Here is a 20,083-nt window from a genome sequence, read left to right as displayed (position 1 = left end):
CGCTGGCGCTTACGGTGTCCCGGCGAAATTGCGGGCGGCACCGTATGTCATCCTACTGAACGCTCCTCGCACAGCAGTTCCGCCCATAGGATTCGAACCTATACTCCACGGCTCCAAAGGCCGGGGTGCTGCCATTACACCAGAGCGGACCATGCCTTGGCGCGCGGCCGGGCACAAGTAGTTATTTTGCCACGGGTTCGGGGCGCCGCGCGACATGGGGCCTTCATCCCCTGCCCTTCCCCCGTTCCTGTCCCGCCTTGCCCGCTTTCCCGGCCCGTCCGGAGCGCCGCAAATCCGCCGGGAACGCGTGGTGCATGATGGAACGGTGAGCACCAACCCCCCGCGGAGACGGATGACCGGGCTTCAGCGGCGGAGCCAGCTGATCGACGTCGGACGCGGCCTCTTCGCCGTCCGCGGGCTCGACGGCACCACCATCGAGGAAATTGCTGCCTGCGCCGGAGTCTCCAAGCCGGTCATCTACGAACACTTCGGCTCCAAGGAAGGCCTGTACACCCAGGTGGTAGAGCACGAGTTTCGGCTCCTCCTGGACTCCATCAACGGCGCACTCACCGAGGAAGCCAAGCCGCGCGTCCTGGTGGAACGTGCCGCCCTGGCCCTGCTCACCTACATCGAGGACCGCACCGAAGGTTTCCGGATCCTGATGCGGGACGCTCCGCCGTCCCAGCCGGAAGGCGCCTTTTCCACACTGCTCTCGCACGTGACCGCCAAGGTGGAACACATCCTCTCCGACGAGTTCGACCGGCGCGGCTTCAGCGCCCGGGACGGCGCCATGTACGCCCAAATGCTCGTAGGCATGGTGGCAATGACCGGCCAATGGTGGCAGGACTCCCGCCAGCCCGACAAGCACACGGTGGCCGCACACCTCGTCAACCTCGCCTGGAACGGCCTGACCGGCCTCAAGAAGGACCCGGAACTGCAGTCTGAACTCTAGGCCTCGCCGTGGTTCCGTCCGCGGCGAAGGGGGTCATCCTCTGCATGCTGGCTCGTTCCTCGCCTCTGACGCATGCTGCCGGATAACCCCCTTCCCCGCTTGTGAGGGTCAGTCGCCCAGGAGTTCCGAGGACTCAAGCCATTCGAGTTCCAGGGCGTCCTTTTCGTCGGCCAGGTCCTTGAGCTGCTTGTTCTGTTCTGCCAGGGCGTCGAAGTCGGACTTCTCCGTGCTCTTGACCATGTCGTCGTGAAGCTTCTTTTCCTGCTGGTCGAGCTTCTTGATCTGCCGTTCGATCCTGTTGAGGGCCTTCCGGGCGTCGCGCTTCTCTGCTTCCGAGGCGCCTGACGGGGCTGAGGCGGCGGTGCTGCTGCCGGCGCTGGTGACGGGGTTCCCGCCGCCGGTGACCGTGGAGCCTGCCAGGGCGGACTCACGCAGCTCGAGGTACTGGTCCACGCCGCCGGGCAGGCCGCGGAGCTTGCCGTCGCCGAGGAGTGCCATCTGATGGTCGGTGACCCTTTCCAGCAGGTAGCGGTCGTGGCTGACCACCACCAGGGTTCCGGGCCAGCCATCCAGGACATCTTCGACGGCCGCAAGGGTATCGGTGTCGAGGTCGTTGGTGGGCTCATCCAGCATCAGCACGTTGGGTTCGCCGACAAGCAGGCGAAGAAGCTGGAGCCGGCGGCGTTCGCCACCGGACAGGTCCTTGACCGGGGTCCACTGCTTCTCGTTGGTGAAACCCAGCTGCTCCACCAACTGGCCGGCACTGAATTCCTTGCCGCCCACGTTGAAGGACCGCTTTTCCCGCTCAATCACCTCGATGACGCGCAGGTCCTTGACGTCGTCGAGTTCCTTGACCTCCTGGGTCAGGACAGCGGTGACCACGGTCTTGCCCCGCTTGACCTTTCCGGCGTCGGGAAGGATTTCTCCATTGAGAAGCTTCAGGAGCGTGGTCTTGCCGGCGCCGTTGACGCCCACCAGTCCCAGGCGTTCGCCGGGGGCAAGACGCAGGGTGATGTTGTCGAAGAGCTTCCGCCCGTCATCGCTGCCCTGGAAGTTGAGGGAGACGTTCTCCAGGTCCAGCACGTCCTTGCCCTGGCGGGCGGTTGCCATCTTGCTGAGGGCCATGGAGTCCCGCGGCTCAGGCACATCTGCGATGAGGGCGTTGGCGGCCTCAATCCTGAACTTGGGCTTTGCCGTCCGCGCGGGTGCCCCGCGGCGGAGCCAGGCGAGTTCCTTCTTGACCAGCTGCTGGCGCTTGCCCTCAACGACGGACGCCATCCGGTCCCGCTCGGCACGGGCCAGCACGTAGGCGGCATAACCGCCTTCAAAGGGGTCAACGATCCCGTCGTGGACTTCCCAGGTCTTGTTGCAGACCTCATCGAGGAACCACCGGTCGTGGGTCACCACCAGGAAAGCACCCTGGTTGGGCCGCCAGCGCGTCCTCAGGTGGCGCGACAGCCAGGCCACACCCTCCACGTCGAGGTGGTTGGTGGGCTCGTCCAGCATGATGACGTCGTGGTCCTCGATCAGCAGTTTGGCAAGCGCCACGCGCCGCTTCTGGCCGCCGGAGAGTGCATGGACGTTGGCGTGCCAATCGACGTCGGACACCAGCCCGCCCATGACTTCGCGGATCTGGGGATTGCGGGCCCACTCGTAGTCCGCCTGGTCCCCCACGATCGCGGCACCCACTGTCAGGTCGCCGTCGAGCACGTCGCTTTGATCCAGGTATCCCACGTTGACGTCACCGCGCTTGGTGACCCTGCCCGAATCCGGCGTGGAGCGCAAGGCAAGCAGCCGCATCAGGGTGGATTTGCCGTCGCCGTTGCGCCCCACCATGCCGATCCTGTCACCCTCCTCAAGCCCCAGGGTTACCCCGTCCAGGACTGTACGGGTCGCGTAGGAGACCGTCAGGTTCTCGCCGCCAAGAAGGTGTGCCAAAGGAACTGCTTTCTGCTTCAGGTAAAAAACTGGAGGTTTAGAGGAGGGTGTCGGAAATGATGCGCGCCCCCGGAACCGGGCCATGGACTGCGAGGGCTGTCAAGCCGTAGTGCCGCAGATCCGCGGCCAGGCCTTCAGCGGCCACCGAATCATCAGTCAGCAGGGCCACCGTGGGCCCCGATCCGGAGACGATGCCCGCAATTGCTCCGTGCGATTCTCCGATACCCAGCGTATCGCGCAGGGCGGGCGCCAGTTCAATGGATGCCCGCTGGAGGTCGTTGACCAGGACACGGCTCAGCGCTTCGGCGTCACCGCTGCGCAACGCTGTCAGGATCTTCGGGTCCACCCCGGTGGGTTCTGCGGCGTTGGCGCCGGCCGCTTCGCGGAGGCGGTCAAGGGTGCGGTACACCTCGGGAGTGGGAAGCCCGTAGTCCGCGGTGACCAGTACCCAGTGGGTCTGTGCCTTAGCCAGCGCCGGCGAAAGTTCGTCGCCCACGCCCAGGCCAACCGCCGTGCCGCCAAGGAGGGAAAAGGGGACGTCGGCCCCCAGTTCGGCAGCGAGGTGCGCCAGCTCTTCCCGCGACAGGCCACTGTTCCAGAGCGCGTCGCAGGCCAGCAGGGTTGCGGCAGCATCTGCCGATCCGCCGCCCATGCCTCCTGCCACCGGCACGCGCTTGGTAATTTCCAGATGGACCCCGGTGGAGTGCTCGGAGACGTCGGCCATAATCGCCGCGGCCTTGTGGGCCAGGTTGTTTCCGTCGAGCGGGATGTCCGCGGCGTCAAGATCGACCGTGCTGGCCGGGCTGAGGCTGATGGTGATCCCGGGCGTCTCCGTGCTGGTGGCAGCCACTTCCTCGTAGAGGGATACGGCCAGGTACACGCTGGCAACGGAGTGGTAGCCATCCGGTCGCAGCGGCCCCACTTCCAGCGAAACGTTCACCTTGCCGGGGGCTTTGACGCGGACTGTCCTTGCGGTGAACCGTCCCGGGGCGCTCATGCCAGCGCCTGCTTGGCTTCCGCGATTTTCGCGAAGGCTTCGATGCCGATGACCTCGCCCCTGGCGGTGGGGTCGACGCCGGCGGCAACGAGGCAGCGCTCCGCTTCCGGCGCCCCGCCGGCCCAACCGGCCAAAGCGGCCCTCAGGGTCTTGCGCCGCTGGGCGAAGGCGGCGTCCACCACGGCGAAGACCTGTTCCCTGGTGGCTGTGGTGACCGGAGGCTCACGCCGGGTAAAGGCCACCAGCCCCGAATGGATCTTGGGCGCCGGCCAGAAAACGTTCATGCCGATCACCCCCGCTTTGCGCATCTGGCTGTACCAGGCCGCCTTTACCGACGGCACGCCGTAGGTCTTGGAACCCGGCCCAGCGGCCAGCCGGTCCGCCACCTCATCCTGGACCATCACCAGTCCGTGCTGGAGGCTGGGGAAGTGCTGAAGGAGGTGCAGCACCACGGGAACGGCGACGTTGTAGGGCAAATTGGCCACCAGTGCCGTGGGCTGCACCGGCAGCTCCGTGACCTTCATGGCATCGGCATGCACCAGGTGGAAGGCTCCCGCGGCGGCCGGCCGCCATTCCCTGACGGTTTCCGGCAGTTTGGCAGCCAGCACCGGGTCAATTTCCACCGCCACTACCGACGCCGCAGCATCGAGGAGTCCGAGGGTCAGGGATCCCAGCCCCGGCCCCACTTCCAGCACTGTCTCTTCCGGGCCAACATCCGCGGCGGCCACGATCCTGCGGATGGTGTTGCCGTCGATGACAAAGTTCTGGCCGAGGGTCTTGGTGGGGCGGACACCGATCTCCTCCGCGAGCCGGCGTATGTCGGATGCACCAAACAATGGTGCGGGCGCGGGGATTGGTTCAGTCACCTAGGTATCCTATCCCGCGCGGTACGGGCGCCCCACCGGAAAAACAGGAGGGGGAAACAGGCGGGGAACCCGCCGGGAAAGACTGCCCGGTTAAACGGCTGCGGCCGGCCCCGGGTATCCGGGACCGGCCGCAGTGCCCGCATGGGCAGGCAATCCGCGAGGTCAGCTGGTGGCAGCCCAACCGCAGCCCCACGGCTGCAGGCCGCGCTGTGCGTAAACGCGGTTGGCAATGTCGATCTGCTGGGCCTTGGTGGCAAGGCTGGCGTTGGGGGCGTACGCGCCGCCGCCGGCGCCGATCCAGGTCCGGATATCGAACTGAAGGCCGCCGTAGTAACCGTTGCCGGAGTTGATGCTCCAGTTTCCACCGGACTCGCACTGGGCAATCTTGTCCCACATGGCTTCGTTCATCATTGCCGGAGCAGCGGCCCCGGTGTTGGCGCCTGCAGATGCCGAGGTGGCAGCCTGCGCAACGGGCTTGGGCTTGGTGCCCACGGTGACCTTCTCAGGTACGGGCTGGACCGCAACAGTCTCCGACACAAGGGTCCGGGACGCTTCGCGGCCGTCCACCAGTACCAGCTTGAAGGTCTTCTCCAGCTTGCCTGCGACGCCTTCCTGGGTGACTTCTTTTTCACCCTTCAGCAGTTCGGCGCTCTCACTGGTGACAATCTCGAAGGGGACGTCCTCTGTGGCGACCGCAGTCTGGCCGGTGTCGACGCGCGAGACCTTGATGACCATGTTGTTCACCACGTGCGCGTTAGCCGGCTGCGACGTGCGGTCGTTGGCACCAAGGGCCAGGCCGGCGTCTTCGAGGACCTTGCCGACGGTGGCCGCCGTGGTGGTTGCGGTGTCCACCTTGCCGTCGGCAACAATGCTGACGGACTTCGGTGTGGAGATGGAAACGTAGGATCCGGCAACTGAAAGCTGGGCATCCTTGGGCGCGGAAACCGAGGACGCGCTCGCGACGCCGAGTTCAGTAACCAGCCCCGCGACGTCCTGCGCGGTAGTGTTCACCGTCTTCTCGGCACCGTCGAGGCTCACCTTGACCTCTTTGGCCTTGTTGACGTTGATTACCGTGCCGTTCTGGACCGACGCATCAACGGACGGTGACACGCGGTCTGCAGGGTTGAGTTCCAGGTTGGCGCTCTTGACCACTTGGCCAACAGTTCCGCCGAACGTCTGCACGGACGAGACCTTGCCGTCAACATTGAGTGTGATGGTCTTGTTATTGCCGACGAAGGCTACGAGGCCCACCACGAGTGCGCAGAGCACCAGCAGTTGCGCGCCAACCTTGACAAAGCTGAACTTGCCGTCCGACGTAAAGAACTTGATCACGATTGCCCGTAACTTTAGGTCCATCCGGGCACGGGGAATCGCGCAATAAAATGCCCGGTACGGCCACAAGGGGCAGTCCGGGCACCGTTGCGCCGCCTAAACTCCGCTCAATCGGCAGGCCGGGCAACGCCCGAGAGCCTGCTGCAGAAAGAAGTGAATTACCCGCTGGCCTTCCCCGACCCCGGCTAATATCTGTCCACTGTAACCGTAGCGTTATAAAGCAACCAACAATTGTGCATACCGGGTATTTATTTGACAATGCCCGGGAAACGGCCGCCTAGTCCCAGGATCCGTATGCCCGTACGGTATTTTCGCTTATTCGGGCGCATATTTCTGCAAGATCGGATTCTGTCAATTCGGCCATGGCGCGGACTGTGTAAGGAACCATGTAGCTGGCGTTCGGCCGCCCGCGGTGGGGGTGCGGAGTCAGGAACGGCGCATCGGTTTCCACCAGGACCAAACCAGGGTCCGCAACTGCGAGGGCCCGGCGCAAATTCGCCGCATTCCGAAAAGTCAGCGTACCTGCAAAGGACATCCACCACCCTTCCTCGTTGCAGATCCTCGCCAGCTCGTCGTCGCCGGAGAAACAGTGGAAAACCACCCGCCCCGGCGCGCCTTCTTCCCTCAGTACCTGGACGACGTCGTCATGCGCGTCCCGGTCGTGGATCTGGAGCGTCAGGTCCAGGCGCTTGGCGATGTCGATATGGCGCCGGAAGGAGTACCTCTGATGCGCCAGCCCCTCCCCCTCGGTGCGGTAGAAATCGAGCCCGGTCTCCCCGATGGCCCGGATCCGGGGGTGGGAGGCGAGCTGCTCAATCTCTGCGAGCGCTTCTTCCAGTTGGCCGCGGGCGGCGTAACGGGGGGCGTCGTTGGGATGCAGCGCCACCGCCCCCAGCAGCCGCTCGTCCAGGTCCACCGCGCGGACCGTGAACCGGGACGATTCCAGGTCGCAGCCCACCTGGACTGCTCCCTGGACACCCACGGCCGCGGCGGCATCCAAAGCCGCCTTCACTCCGACCGGGGCCTGTCCGTCCGGGAAGTCAAGGTGGGTGTGGTTGTCCATAACGGGTACCGGCAGGGGTTCCGGAGCGGGCGGAAACGCCTTTTGCCGTGAGTTCCCCGGCTCCGGTGCGCCTGCCGTTGCGGGGTCCTGGTAGGCAGCGGGAGGAAGCGGATTGCACATCCGTCCAGCCTAGCCGCGGATGCTGCCGCATATTTGTCGGAACTCTCTGTCTGCGGTGGCAGTTGTGTTAGTAGTCTGGTACGAACACATGCGAACGCCCACCCGACGGGCGAAGGCAGGCTTGCTGTCCCGTCCAGGTGAACCAGCGCTGAAAGGTTGCCGATGGAACCCCACCGACGCACTGCCAACGATGTGAGCGCTGTGCACGGCAACCTGGAGGGGATCACCGATCCCGTCAGCCGTTTGAACGGCCACCGCCCCGCAGCCATGGACGCTGCATCCTTCCACGCAGCGAGCCAGCGCATCCTCACGTCCGTTAATACAGTCATCGATGGGAAATCCGACGCCGCCAAACTGGCGCTTACCGTACTGCTGGCCCAGGGCCACCTGCTGCTTGAAGATGTCCCGGGCGTAGGGAAGACACTCCTCGCCAAGACACTGGCACGCACCATCGACTGCACCGTCAACCGGATCCAGTTCACCCCGGACCTGTTGCCGTCCGATGTGACGGGCGTGTCCATCTACAACCAGGCCTCCCGGCTGTTTGAGTTCCGTCCGGGGGCTGTCTTCGCCAACATCGTCATCGGCGACGAAATCAACCGCGCCTCGGCCAAGACCCAGTCCGCGCTGCTTGAATGCATGGAAGAGCACCAGGTGACGGTGGACGGCAACTCGTACCGGCTCGACGAGCCGTTCATGGTGGTCGCCACCCAGAACCCCATCGAAATGGAGGGGACCTACCCGCTGCCCGAGGCGCAACGGGACCGTTTCATGGCCAGGATCTCCATGGGATACCCGGACAAGGACGCCGAGATCGAGATGCTCGAAACGCATCAGGCAACCTCGCCCCTGGCCAAGGTTTCCGCCGTCGTCACTGCAGCTGAGGTGGCGGCCATGATCACCACCGTCCAGCAGGTTTACGTGTCCCAGGCTGTCAAGGAGTACACAGTGTCCGTGGGCAGGGCCACCAGGGAAAGCCCGCTGCTCCGGCTGGGTGCCAGCCCCCGGTCCATGCTGCAGCTGCTGCGCGCGGCGAAAGCCACCGCGGCCCTGGACGGGCGCGACTTCGTGCTGCCGGACGACGTCGTCCACCTCGCCGAATCCGTGCTGGCACACAGGATCATCCTGGACCGGAAGGCCGCTGGTGCCGGGGAGACCCCCCACAGTGTCCTGCGGGGCATCCTGTCGCGCTTGCCCGTCACGTCCGGGACCGCTGGAGCCGGCACAAGGGCCCCTGCCCCTGCCGGCAGGACGGCTGCCCCGGTCACCGGCCTGGGCAGGAACCGCTAGGCGGCTACCCATGGCACTGCTGGACAAAGTGCCCCGGCACCTCTTCACCACCCGCGGCTGGGGCATGATCACCGCCGGCGGCATCGCCCTCGGAGCAGCGTACATCATGGGCCGCAGGGACTTGTTGACGTTGAGCGTGCTGCTCATAGTCCTTCCTTTGGTTTCCCTTGCCGGGATCCGGCTGGTGAAACCCAGGTTCCAGGTGTACCGGGAGTTCAACCCCTCCCCCGTGGAAACCTCCGCGCCCACGACCGTCCGGCTCGCGGTGGCCAGGACGGGAACCGGCAGCGGCCGGGCCACCATGGAGGAGCGGTTGCCTGCCCGCCTGGGCGAGTCGCCGGCGTTCCGTTTCCCTTCCCGTTCCGCCACAGTGGGCACCAGCCGGTACGAGTACCACCTGCGCTCAGCCCGGCGCGGGCAGTTCCTCATTGGCCCGGTGACGGCTGAGTTCACGGACCCGTTCGGCCTTTCGCTGCACCGCCAGGCGATTGACGACGGCGACATCCTCACCGTGACGCCTGCCGCCGTCGTGCTTCCCCTGACCGGGCTGGCCGGCGCCCGGGGCAACGACGGCATCACGGCCACAAGGATCCGGGCCAATCCCAGCGACGACGACGTCATGACCCGCGAGTACCGGCACGGGGATCCCATGCGGCGGGTGCATTGGGCCGCCACTGCACGCCACGGCGACCTCATGGTGCGTCAGGAGGAGTCGGTCACCACCCCCGAGGCAACAATCGTCATGGACCACCGGTACAGCGCGTTTTCCGGGGGCTCCGCAGGTCCGGCCGGGCAGGCTGGCCAGGACGGGCCCTCCATGGCCAGCAGCGCGGCCTTCGAGTGGAGCGTTGTGGCGGTCATGTCGATCAGCGCGCACCTGGCGGAGCGAAACTACGCCCTGCGCCTGCTGGACACCGGCGGCGGGCCTGCCTTCCTGCACTCGCCGTCCGCTCCCGAACCTGATGTTGAGGAGTACAGCGGCGGTGCCGGGCTCCAGTCCATCGGAGAAAGCCTTGCGGCCATCCAGCTGACCGGATCCCACCACGCCCGCCGCGACAATGTCCTTCACGAGTGGGCGGCCCGGGCGGCCACTCGTGACCGCACGTCCCATGACCCGGGGCCGGAGGCTTTCGACGACCTCCTCATGGACAAGCTGTCCGCACACCGCATGCGGGGTCCGGTGATCGCGGTGCTCGGAACCATTAGCCGCATGGAGGCCCTTGCGCTTGCCCCGGCGGCAGGCTACGCCACCAATGCCTTTGCCATCATCGCTGCCGAAAGGCCCGCAGAGTACGCGGATGTCCTGGAGGTGCTCCGCCAGGGAGGCTGGCGGGCAGTGGCCGTTGCCCCCTCGGTTCCCGTAGCGGCGGCCTGGAGCCAGTTCGACCAGGACCTTGCCATACCCGCCCCGACCGCCGACGTCCGCCGCGGAACGGGGGTGTCCCGGTGACCATGGCACCAGCCCGCAGGCACGGAACAGACCTGCCGTCCGGGACGCCTGGTGGAAACCCCGCCGCCCGGCCCCCGGTGGGCGCCTACCCCTGGGCCATGGCCGGAGCGATCGCCGTGGCCGTGTGCGGTGCCGCCCTTTCGCTGAACGGCGTGCTCCGGGGCTGGGGCTGGTACTGGCCGGTGCTGACCACCATCCTGGTGGTCAGTTTCACCCTGGCCGCCCTCCGGTCCCTGCGCGCGCAGCCTCTGCTCGTGACGGCCGGCGGGTTCCTTTCCCTGGGTGCCATCCTGACGCTGACTTTTTTCCGCAGCTCAAGCTTTGCCGGGCTTGTCCCCACCGGAGGCAGCTTTGCCGAACTGGACCGCCTGGTCCGGCGCGCCAGCGAGACTGTTCTCTCCGAGACCGCGCCCGTGGCGCCCAATGTAGGCATCGTCATGGTTGCCTGCGCTGTCCTGGGCCTGGCGGTGATCCTGGTGGATGCACTTGCGCTGCCGCTCGGCATGCCGGCCGCTACCGGGGTGGGGCTGCTGGCCATCCTGGTGGTGCCCGCGATGATCAAGCCGCAGAGCGTAGGCTTCTGGGGATTCGCCGCAACAGTTGCCGGATACCTGATGATCCTTGCCTGCAGCCAGTATTACGCCCCCGATGCCCGGCTTCAGACCGATGCCGCCCGGAGTCCGGGCCACCTGCGGCGTGCCGTTCTCACGGGGTCCGTTGCACTCGCCGCAACCCTGGTGGCGCCCCTGGCCATTCCCGGCTTCGACCAGGGCACCTTCCCGCAAGGATCCCGCCTCAATCCGTGGGGCACGTCAACAGGACTGAACCCCATGATCACCCTGGGCAACAGCCTGCGCACTCCCGACGGAAGCGGGCGGATCACCTACGCCACCAATGCCGCCGCCCCGCTGTACCTGCGCTCGGTCACCGTGGACAATTTCGACGGCGAATCCTGGGGCCCCGACGACCGTGACGCTTCCCGCCTGCCGATGGGCGGCAGGATCGACCCTGGCTATACGGTGCTTGCCGACGAACAGCTCCGGCTGGTCACGGCCATCGACGCCGGCAGTTTCAACAGCCCCTACCTTCCCGCACCGTATGCCCCCGAAACGGTCCGCGGGCTCAGCGGCCGGTGGACCTGGGACCCGGCGACCTTGAGCATCAAGGGATCCGGCACCACAACATCACGAAGGCAGGAGTACCTGGTGACGTCCTCCGTGCCCAAACTGACGGCAGCGCTCCTGGATCAATCCTCCGCAGCAGTCCAGGGCATCCCCGAGGACTTCACCCGGATCCCCGGCAACGTTCCCGACATTGTGCGCGCCACCGCCGATACCGTCGCCGGGACAGGCACGCCGTACCAGAAGGCGATGGCGATCCAGAAGTACCTGCGTTCGGCCGCGTTCACCTACTCACTGCAGTCTCCGGTGCAGGGCGGCTACGACGGCAACGGGCTCTCGGTGCTGGCTGACTTCCTCGAGCAGAAGAGCGGATACTGCATCCATTACGCGTCCGCCATGGCCGTCATGGCGAGGCTGGAAGGTATCCCCAGCCGGATCGCCGTAGGCTACGCCCCCGGCAGGCTCACGGGTGCCACCGTTTCCGTGGCCGGTCAGGGAGCGCTGCCCGAATATGAGGTGGATGCGCGTGATGCCCACGCGTGGCCGGAACTTTACTTCCAGGGCCTCGGCTGGGTGCCCTTCGAGCCCACTCCGTCCCGCGGTGTGGTCCCCGAATACGCCACGGAATCATCGGTATCTGCCTCCCCCGACGCACTGGACAACAACCAGGACCTGGTTCCCGGCGCCACGCCCGCTCCCGTTCCTGCACCCAGCACCACTCCCCTGCCCGCCCCCGGCGGTGGCGGCGGAGGCGCTGACGCCGGCGTCCAGCTCCTGCCGTGGCTCCTGGGCGCCGGCGGCGTCCTGGCGGTGGCGCTCCTTGCGGCCGCCCCCAGGATGGTTCGGGCGGGAATCCGGGCACGGCGGCTCCGGCCGCAGGACCCCGGCAAGGCCGTGCCCATGGGATGGCGCGAACTGCTGGATCTCGGCACCGACTACGGACTGCCCCCAGGCGCCAGCGAGACACCCCGGGCCTATTCGGCGCGGCTCCGTGGCACCCTGCTGGGGGACCCGGAAGGCGTGGACCGGCCCGCGCACCAGGCAGCCGCTGCCCTCACGGAAGAGTTCGAACGCCACAGCTACGGCCGCCCGCCCCGCACCATACCGGAACAGGATACCGATGACGCAAAGTCCCGGTCCGCCCGGGACAGGGCAACGGCCATGGCAGCCGAAGTCGGGGCCGTGGAAGAAACACTGCGCGCCAATGCTCCGCTCAGGCGGCGGCTGCAGGCCGCCTGGGTGCCGCCGTCGGTCATGGGCGGCATGGGGCGCTTCCTCGCCGCCCCGTTCCGCTCCACTGGCCGCGCCATTGGCCGAGTCCTGGCCAGGACGGCAAAAGCCGCCGCACGCTCCTGGCCTGTTCCTTCCAGGCCCGGACCGCGCGACGGCGTCCACCGGCGAAGCGGGGGCTGACCGCTACCAGCCCGTCGACTTATCCGGCGTAGGGATCGGCGATGCCGATGTACTGCGTGTAGAGGTACTCCTCGATGCCTTCGAGGCCGCCCTCACGTCCCAGGCCGGACTGCTTGACTCCGCCGAACGGGGCAGCCGCGTTTGAAATGACGCCGGCGTTCAGGCCAAGCATGCCGGTCTCGAGGCGCTCGCCCATCCGGATGCCGCGGTTCAGGTCCTTGGTGAAGACGTAGGCCACCAGCCCGTATTCGGTGTTGTTGGCCAGGCGGACGGCGTCGTCCTCGCTGCTGAAGGTGATGATCGGGGCCACGGGGCCGAAGATTTCCTCGGACAGGATCCGGGTGCCCTCCGTGACCCCGGACAGGATCGTGGGCTGGTAGAAGTAGCCCGGACCCTCCACCGGTCCGCCGCCCACGATGGCTTTCGCGCCGGAGGCAACAGCGTCGGAGACCAGTTCATGGACCTTGTCCCGGCTCTTGGCATCAATAAGCGGGCCCACTTTGGACTCAGGCTCGGTGCCGCGTGCGGTGGTCATGTCCTTCATTTTCGCGGCGAACTTCTCCGCGAACTCGGCAGCGATGGACTCGTGCACGATGAAGCGGTTCGCTGCCGTGCAGGCCTCCCCCATGTTGCGGAGCTTGGCGAGCATCGCCCCTGCGACGGCGGCATCCAGGTCAGCGTCCTCGAACACCACGAACGGGGCGTTGCCGCCCAGCTCCATGGAGGTGCGCAGGACTGTTCCGGACGCATCGGCGAGCAGGCGGCGGCCCACTTCCGTGGAGCCGGTAAACGAGAGCTTCCGCAGCCGGGAGTCCTTGATCAGCGGGCCGGTGGTGGCACCTGCCGTCGAGGTGGGGATGACATTCAGCACGCCCGCCGGCAGGCCGGCTTCCATCATGACGGCGGCAAAGAGCTGGGAGGTCAGCGGGGTAAGGTTCGCCGACTTCAGGACCATGGTGCAGCCGGCGGCGACAGCGGGGGCGATCTTGCGGGTGGCCATGGCCAGCGGGAAGTTCCAGGGCGTGATGAGCAAACAGGGGCCCACCGGCTTCTTGGTCACGAGCAGGCGCGACTTGCCGTCCGGAGACACGGAGTAGCGGCCGAAGGCCCGGACGGCTTCCTCCGAGAACCAGCGCAGGAACTCTGCGCCGTAGGTGACCTCGCCGCGGGCTTCGGCCAGCGGCTTGCCCATTTCCATTGTCATCAGCAACGCGAAGTCCTCGGCGCGCTCGGTCACCAGTTCAAAGGCACGGCGGAGGATTTCGCCCCGCTCGCGGGGAGGAACCTTCGCCCAGGACTCCTGCGCGGCGGCGGCCGCGTCCAGGGCTGCGGCACCGTCCTCGGGCCCGGCGTCGGCAAGGCTCAGCAGCACCTTCCCGGTGGCGGGATCTTCGACGTCGAAGGTCTTCCCGGAGATGGCATCGCGCCATTCGCCGTTGATGAGCAGGCCAGTGGGGATAGTGGCCAGAAGGGCGCTTTCGCGGTCTGCGGAAACGGCCGGCTGTGCAGTGACAGTCACGATGACTCCCTCGTCAGTAGGGTTGGTGCAGCCCGTCGGCAGCGGCCGGAGTGACCGGGCCCATACAGGCTGGATTACTGCCAGACTACTGCGGCGGCTTCACGCTGGTCTACGCCGTTGCGCACTGCCGGTCCGCGCTGGTGCTGTGCAGCTGCACAGCCGGTGCGGGTACGGCCAGGGATTCTCAGCGGGCCGCCAAAACGGCTGAATAGAGCTCCCTTTTGCTCACCCGGACGTCCTCCGCGACGGCTGCAACGGCTTCCTTGAGCCGGATGCCCTGGGCCACGAGTTCGTTAACTGCCGCCACGTGGTCCTCCGGCGTCCCTGCCGCCTGGTCCGGCGCGCCGCCCAGGACAACGGCGATCTCTCCCCTGATCTCCGTGCTTTCCGCCCATGCCAGAAGTTCACCGAGGGTGCCACGGATTACTTCTTCATACGTTTTGGTCAGTTCGCGGCACACCGCACCGGGACGGTCCGGCCCGAACCGTTCGCGCAGTGCCCGGAGCATGGCCTCCAACCGGTGCGGCGCTTCGAAGAACACCATGGTCCGCTGCTCGCCTGCCAGGTCCGCGAGCCGCGAGGCCCTCTCCCCTGCCTTCCGTGGAAGGAAGCCTTCAAAGCAGAACCGGTCCGTGGGCAGGCCGGACAACGCCAGGGCGGTGAGCACTGCCGATGGCCCGGGCACGGCGGTGACCGTCAGGCCCGCCGCCACGGCACCTTGCACCAGCCGGAACCCGGGGTCCGACACCGAGGGCATGCCGGCGTCGGTGACCATGACCAGGGTGTTCCCCGCCCGCACCTGGTCCAGCAACTCGGCGGTCTTCGCGGCCTCATTGTGTTCGTGGTAGCTGATGATCCGTCCGGCCACGGTCACGCCGAGGCTCTGGACCAGGCGGTGCAGCCGGCGCGTGTCCTCGGCGGCCACGATGTCAGCGGTTCCCAGCAGCTCCACCAGCCTTGCGGAAGCGTCCCCGGTGTTGCCGATTGGAGTGGCGGCAAGCACGATGCGCCCTGGAGTTGCCGGGCCGGAATCTGGAGGGGTGCTGGGGTTAGGGTCCACGCCACCAGCCTACTGCCGCGGAGGACTGCCGGCCGCAAACGGTAGCATGGGGCTCGTGACGCAGACCTCGACGCGGCCGGGCGGAACCGGACACGCCGCCCCCGCAGCAGCAGGCAGCGAAACAGGGGGGACCCCGGGCGGTCCGGGGAGTACCGCGAAACGGCCGTGGGTCAGCCGCCCCGCCGAGGCGTTCACGGTGGAATCCCTCACAGCCAGGCTCCTCGGCAGCGTCCAAACATGGCGCGACTACCCGCCGTCGCTGCGGCTCTGGCTCCTGCTGGTTCCCGTCCTGGCTGCCCTCGTCGGCGGGATCCTGCGGCTTGTCCGGCTCGAGGCCCCGCCCAAGCTGGTCTTTGACGAAACGTATTACGTGAAGGACGCGTACTCCTACCTGATCAGCGGCTACGAACGCAGCTGGCCGGACAAGGCCAATGACGCGTTCAACTCCGGAAACCCCGGAGTGCTGCTGGAGTCCCCCGAGTACGTGGTCCATCCGCCCGTGGGCAAGTGGATGATTGCGGCGGGCATGTGGCTTTTCGGCCCTGACAACCCGTTTGGGTGGCGCTTCTCCGCCGCACTGACCGGCACCCTGTCCATCCTGCTGCTGTCGCTGATCGCCCTGAAGCTGTTCCGGTCCCTTCCGCTGGCCGGAGCCGCGGGACTCCTCCTGGCCGTGGACGGCCACCACCTGGTGATGTCCCGGACCTCGCTGCTGGATATCTTCCTTATGTTCTGGGTTCTCGCCGCGTTTGGCGCCCTGCTGCTTGACCGGGATGACGGCCGGCGCCGGCTCGCGGTTCGGCTGGCCCGTGCTGCCGCAGGAAACGGCGGCATCCCCACGGCGGCCCACCTGCTCTCCGGACCCTGGCTGGGCGTCCGCTGGTGGCGGGTAACGGCAGGAATCTGCCTGGGGCTCGCAATCGGGACCAAATGGTCCGGCCTGTTTTTCCTGGCCGGGTTTGGACTGCTCACCGTCCTGTGGGACCTGAGCGCCCGGCGCGTGGCAGGCATCCGCGGCTGGATCAGCGGAGGCGTCATCAAGGACGGCATCCCGGCTTTCCTCAGTACCGTTCCGGTGGCCGGTGTCGTCTACGCGGCCACGTGGACAGGCTGGTTCCGGTCCGAACATGCGTACTTCCGCCGGTGGGCCGAGGGCAACCCCTCCGCCGAGTGGGGCTGGCTGCCAGACTCTGTCCGCTCGCTGGCCCATTACCACCAGGAGGCCTACACGTTCCACCAGGGCCTGGGCTCGGAGCACCCGTACGAGGCATCTGCCTGGAGCTGGCTGGTACTCGGCAGGCCGACGTCGTTCTTTTACGAATCGCCCCAACAGGGCACACCCGGCTGTGCAGTGGAAAAATGCACCTCCGCGATCCTGTCCGTGGGAAACCCGCTGATCTGGTGGGGTGCGGCGATAGCCCTGGTGGTCCTCCTGTTCTGGTGGGCCGGGCGCCGGGACTGGCGCGCCGGAGCGGTGCTGGCCGGCGTGGCCGCAGGATACCTGCCATGGTTCCTGTACCCCGAACGGACCATGTTCTACTTCTACGCGGTCTCCTTTGAACCGTTCCTCATCCTGGCCCTGACATACTGCCTGGGGCTCGTCCTGGGCAAGGCCGCCGACCCGCCCTGGCGCCGCCGCTCGGGGCTCTACCTGGTTGCCCTTTTTGTGGCGGCCGCCGTCCTCCTGTCGGCTTTCTTCTATCCCGTCTGGGCCGCCGAAACCATTCCCTACGAGGACTGGAAAGTCCGGATGTGGATGCCGTCCTGGATCTAGGGCAGGATGGCATCAGACCCCCAACGGAGCCGCTGCCGCGGCGTGGCAGCGGAAACGGAGACCTGATGTGAGAGAAGCGAGCACCGAACTGCTGGTTGAGCTTGACGCCGCCAGCAATGTGACTGACCTGCTGCTGGAGCAGCATGCGGCCAACCCTGCGCACGCCCTGTACCGCAGGAAGGGTCCCAACGGCTGGGTTGACGTCACAGCCCACAAGTTCCTGCAGGATGTCAGCGCGTTGGCCAAGGGCCTCATCGCCGGCGGCCTTGAGCCGGGCGACGCCGTGGCCGTGATGTCCCCCACCTCCTACGAATGGACCCTGGTCGATTTCGCGATCTGGTTTGCCGGCGGTGTGACGGTCCCCATCTACGAGACGTCCTCCGCACGCCAGGTGGAGTGGATCATCCAGGACGCCGGCGTGCGCCGCGTCTTTGCCGGCGACCGGGCCACGGTGGACCTGGTCACCACTGTGCTCGAGGGCTCCTTCCTGCTCCGGGACCGGCTGGTCAACGTAGTGCGGATGGATTACGACGGCGAAGCACCGGACCTTGCCAGCCTCGCCGCTGCCGGCGCGGGGGTTACCGACGCGGAGCTTGAGCGGCACCGCAGCCGGGCCGGCCTGGAGGACGTCGCCTCCCTGGTATACACGTCGGGCACCACGGGAAATCCCAAGGGCTGCGAGATCACGCACGGAAACTTCGCCCTGGTGGCGAAGAACATCGTGGCGTTCCTTCCGGAGCTGCTGCTGCAGGACCAGGCCCGCACCCTGATGTTCCTGCCCCTGGCCCACGTCCTTGCCCGTGCCGTCCAAGTGGTGTGCCTCGCCGCCGGGGCCACTCTGGGCCATACCCCGGGAGCCGCCAGGCTCCTTGAGGACCTGGGCACGTTCCGGCCCACTTTCCTGCTGGTGGTGCCGCGGATCTTCGAAAAAGTCAGGGCCACCGCCGCCCACAAGGCTGCCCTCTCGGGCAAGGCCTGGCTCTTCCGGGCTGCATCGGCCACGGCCATTGAGTTCTCGCAGGAAGAGGATAAGCGGAACCGCGGGAAGGGCAGCGGCCCCGGGCTGCTGTGCCGGGTGCGCCATGGAATCTTTGACCGGCTGCTGTATCCCCGCCTTCGGCAGGCCCTGGGCGGACAGGTCGGGTACACCGTATCCGGGGCCAGTCCGCTGGCCCTGGAGGACGCCCACTTCTTCCGGGGCGCCGGCATCCCGGTACTGGAAGGCTACGGGTTAACCGAAACCACGGCGCCGTGCACCGCCAACACCCCGTCGCGTACCCGGGTGGGCTCAGTGGGGATACCCATCCCCGGCACCACCATCCGGGTGGCGGAAGACGGTGAAATCCTGGTGAAGGGAATTGGCGTCTTCAAGGGCTACCACGCCAACCAGGCCGCGAATGCCGAGGCTTTTGTGGACGGTTTTTTCCGGACCGGCGACCTCGGGGAACTGGATCCGCAGGGGTTCCTCACCGTGACGGGCCGTAAGAAGGACCTGCTGGTCACTGCGGGCGGCAAGAATGTGGCACCGGGCCCTCTCGAGGAAAAGATCCGTTCCCATCCGCTGGTGGCGCATGCGGTTGTGGTGGGCGATGGGAAACCCTTCGTCTCGGCGCTGGTCACCCTCGACCCCGAGGGCGTGGACAACTGGCGTTCGGAGCAGGGCCTGCCCGCCCTCTCGGCCAGCGACGCGATCAAGGACCCGGACGTCCTCGCGGCAGTCCAGGATGCGGTGGACCAGGCGAACCTGCTGGTGTCCAAAGCCGAGTCCGTCCGGAGCTTCTCGCTCCTCGATGCCCAGTTCACAGTGGAGTCGGGATACCTGACCCCGTCCCTCAAACTGAAGCGGGCCGCCGTCGTGCGTGACTACGGCGACGAGATCGCCAAGCTGTACGCCTGACCCCGTCTGCCCGGGCTGCATGGAGCCGGCTGCCCGGACGGCGATCCTGTCCCGGTTACTCCTGGCCTGCGGCGGGAATCGGTTCGTCCTTCACCAGTCCGCGCCGCCGGCGGGTGGGCCAGGTGAGGATGAGCGTCAGGAGCGCTGTCAGGAGAACCAGGGCGGCGATCACCATCCCGGCATCAATCCAGAACTGGCCTGGGAACAGCCGGATCAGGGTGTCATCCATGCTGAAGGTCCAGGTGCCGTCGGCGAAGAAGATCCGGTGGAACTCGGTAAAGAACTGCTGCCAGCCCAGGAACGCCAGCGTCCCCAGGCCCAGGATGAGGACTAAGGTGACGATGGAGCCGGCGAACAGCCCCCGTCGGACGCCCCCGGTGCTTCGTTTGCGGAGGTAGAGGACGGCGATGAGGCCCAACAGGAGCAGCAGGACACCCGCGCCGAAGGTTGAGAGGATCACCAGTTTTACGTCCGCCATGTGGCTGACTTCGCCGTCCTTGAACAACTTGTCGCCGCCGCGGTGCACCAGGTCGCCCAGGTAGCGCGGGCCGGACCAGTTGCTGAGGTAATCCACTGCGTAGGAGCCGTAGGTCATCCGGTCGTCCGTGCTGAACCCGTACCCGTCGCCGGGGAATCCGGGGCGGTTGTATTCCACCCACAGGAACAGCGGACTGGTCACCGCCCGGACAGCCAGGATCAGCAAAGTCACCGGGAAGAAGACAGCAAGCAACACCTGCATGACGCGCGGCGCCACCGGCTTGGCGTTCGCGGCACTCTCACGTTGGGCATTGCGGCGCTCCACCTCTTCCTCCGGCGGGCGGACCTGCAGCGCGGACGTGGCAAGGGGCTCCCGGAAGACCGGAGAACTGCCGTCGCCGTCGGGGTCTGCGGCGGCTTCGGCTGCTTTCCGGTCCGCCCTGGTCTCAGGCCGGCCGGTCCCTTCCGGAACCCTCGATGTGGCTTCAGCGCCTGCGGAGCCGGCGCCTTTCGTCCCGGCCGTGCCGCTGGAAGCGGGGGAACCATCTGCGGTGGCGGTGGGAGTGGCGGAACCGTCAGCGGTGGATGGGGCCGGGGCGCCGGAAGCTGGGGCGGCCGAGGACCCGGACGCTGCGCTGGAGCCGCTGGCCGCACTGGAACCGCGCCCGGGGGTCAGCCAGGAAAAGGCGGGCTCGTCGGAGTCCCGGGAGGTATCCAGGAGGGGTTCCGGCTGCGGCTCCGGGCTTTTGGCGCGGGCCGGTGTTTCGTCTTTCACAGCAGGTCACTTCCGTCGAATGTCCGCGCCGGGCCGGGG

At 67.0% G+C, this 20,083-nt stretch carries 14 protein-coding genes and 1 tRNA gene; 6 read left to right on the top strand and 9 right to left on the bottom strand.

What is annotated here, in order from left to right; all coding sequences use genetic code 11:
- Positions 1-77: 77 nt before the first annotated feature.
- A tRNA-Gln gene (locus ACQ3DC_RS07725) sits at positions 78-149 on the bottom strand.
- A 176-nt stretch (positions 150-325) separates the two neighbouring features.
- On the opposite strand from ACQ3DC_RS07725, the gene ACQ3DC_RS07720 reads away from it, so the two are divergent.
- A complete protein-coding gene (locus ACQ3DC_RS07720; RefSeq protein ID WP_321215754.1) occupies positions 326-952 on the top strand; it encodes a TetR/AcrR family transcriptional regulator in 627 nt (208 codons plus the stop codon).
- 108 nt (positions 953-1,060) lie between these two features.
- On the opposite strand, the gene ACQ3DC_RS07715 is transcribed toward ACQ3DC_RS07720, so the two are convergent.
- From ACQ3DC_RS07715 to ACQ3DC_RS07695, 5 genes are all read right to left on the bottom strand, one after another.
- Positions 1,061-2,890 (bottom strand): ABC-F family ATP-binding cassette domain-containing protein, encoded by a 1,830-nt coding sequence (locus tag ACQ3DC_RS07715; protein WP_157238709.1) that lies wholly within the window; start codon positions 2,888-2,890, stop codon positions 1,061-1,063.
- 37 nt (positions 2,891-2,927) lie between these two features.
- Entirely contained in the window at positions 2,928-3,887 is a 960-nt protein-coding gene (locus ACQ3DC_RS07710) for a 4-(cytidine 5'-diphospho)-2-C-methyl-D-erythritol kinase (protein ID WP_157238710.1), read from the bottom strand.
- Entirely contained in the window at positions 3,884-4,753 is an 870-nt protein-coding gene (rsmA, locus tag ACQ3DC_RS07705) for a 16S rRNA (adenine(1518)-N(6)/adenine(1519)-N(6))-dimethyltransferase RsmA (protein ID WP_321215753.1), read from the bottom strand. Before rsmA ends, ACQ3DC_RS07710 begins: the two co-directional genes overlap by 4 nt.
- 162 nt (positions 4,754-4,915) lie before the next feature.
- The gene (locus ACQ3DC_RS07700) at positions 4,916-6,085 is read right to left on the bottom strand and encodes a transglycosylase family protein (protein WP_323056212.1); all 1,170 of its coding nucleotides are present in this window, start codon (positions 6,083-6,085) and stop codon (positions 4,916-4,918) included.
- 277 nt (positions 6,086-6,362) lie between these two features.
- Entirely contained in the window at positions 6,363-7,268 is a 906-nt protein-coding gene (locus tag ACQ3DC_RS07695; protein WP_321215752.1) for a TatD family hydrolase, read from the bottom strand.
- 162 nt (positions 7,269-7,430) lie between these two features.
- On the opposite strand from ACQ3DC_RS07695, the gene ACQ3DC_RS07690 reads away from it, so the two are divergent.
- From ACQ3DC_RS07690 to ACQ3DC_RS07680, 3 genes are read left to right on the top strand one after another with little or no spacing between them, the layout of a single operon-like run.
- Positions 7,431-8,558, top strand: coding sequence for an AAA family ATPase (locus ACQ3DC_RS07690; protein WP_430751948.1), 1,128 nt, complete (start codon positions 7,431-7,433; stop codon positions 8,556-8,558).
- 10 nt (positions 8,559-8,568) lie between these two features.
- A complete protein-coding gene (locus tag ACQ3DC_RS07685; RefSeq protein ID WP_430751947.1) occupies positions 8,569-10,008 on the top strand; it encodes a DUF58 domain-containing protein in 1,440 nt (479 codons plus the stop codon).
- Entirely contained in the window at positions 10,005-12,542 is a 2,538-nt protein-coding gene (locus tag ACQ3DC_RS07680) for a transglutaminase TgpA family protein (RefSeq protein ID WP_430751946.1), read from the top strand. Before ACQ3DC_RS07685 ends, ACQ3DC_RS07680 begins: the two co-directional genes overlap by 4 nt.
- A 19-nt stretch (positions 12,543-12,561) precedes the next feature.
- On the opposite strand, the gene ACQ3DC_RS07675 is transcribed toward ACQ3DC_RS07680, so the two are convergent.
- Together ACQ3DC_RS07675 and rsmI are read right to left on the bottom strand one after the other, a co-directional pair.
- Positions 12,562-14,061 carry an NAD-dependent succinate-semialdehyde dehydrogenase gene (locus ACQ3DC_RS07675; RefSeq protein ID WP_321215751.1) on the bottom strand — a complete coding sequence of 500 codons (1,500 nt, stop codon included), beginning with the start codon at positions 14,059-14,061 and terminating at the stop codon, positions 12,562-12,564.
- Positions 14,062-14,245: 184 nt separating this feature from the next.
- A complete protein-coding gene (gene rsmI, locus ACQ3DC_RS07670; RefSeq protein ID WP_321215750.1) occupies positions 14,246-15,121 on the bottom strand; it encodes a 16S rRNA (cytidine(1402)-2'-O)-methyltransferase in 876 nt (291 codons plus the stop codon).
- A 46-nt stretch (positions 15,122-15,167) separates the two neighbouring features.
- Here rsmI and ACQ3DC_RS07665 point away from each other — a divergent pair, with 46 nt between their 5' ends.
- Positions 15,168-16,895: a dolichyl-phosphate-mannose--protein mannosyltransferase gene (locus ACQ3DC_RS07665; protein WP_421091949.1), complete on the top strand. Its 1,728-nt coding sequence runs from the start codon at positions 15,168-15,170 to the stop codon at positions 16,893-16,895.
- Positions 16,896-16,962: 67 nt separating this feature from the next.
- Positions 16,963-18,792: an AMP-dependent synthetase/ligase gene (locus tag ACQ3DC_RS07660; RefSeq protein WP_430751945.1), complete on the top strand. Its 1,830-nt coding sequence runs from the start codon at positions 16,963-16,965 to the stop codon at positions 18,790-18,792.
- Between the two features lie 55 nt (positions 18,793-18,847).
- Here ACQ3DC_RS07660 and ACQ3DC_RS07655 read toward each other — a convergent pair whose 3' ends face one another.
- A complete protein-coding gene (locus tag ACQ3DC_RS07655) occupies positions 18,848-20,044 on the bottom strand; it encodes a TIGR01906 family membrane protein (RefSeq protein WP_430751944.1) in 1,197 nt (398 codons plus the stop codon).
- Positions 20,045-20,083 lie beyond the last annotated feature (39 nt).

Source organism: Paenarthrobacter sp. NEAU-H11 (assembly GCF_050573415.1).
In the GTDB taxonomy this organism is placed as follows: Bacteria; Actinomycetota; Actinomycetes; order Actinomycetales; family Micrococcaceae; genus Arthrobacter.
This window is presented reverse-complemented; position numbering and strand designations above follow the sequence as displayed.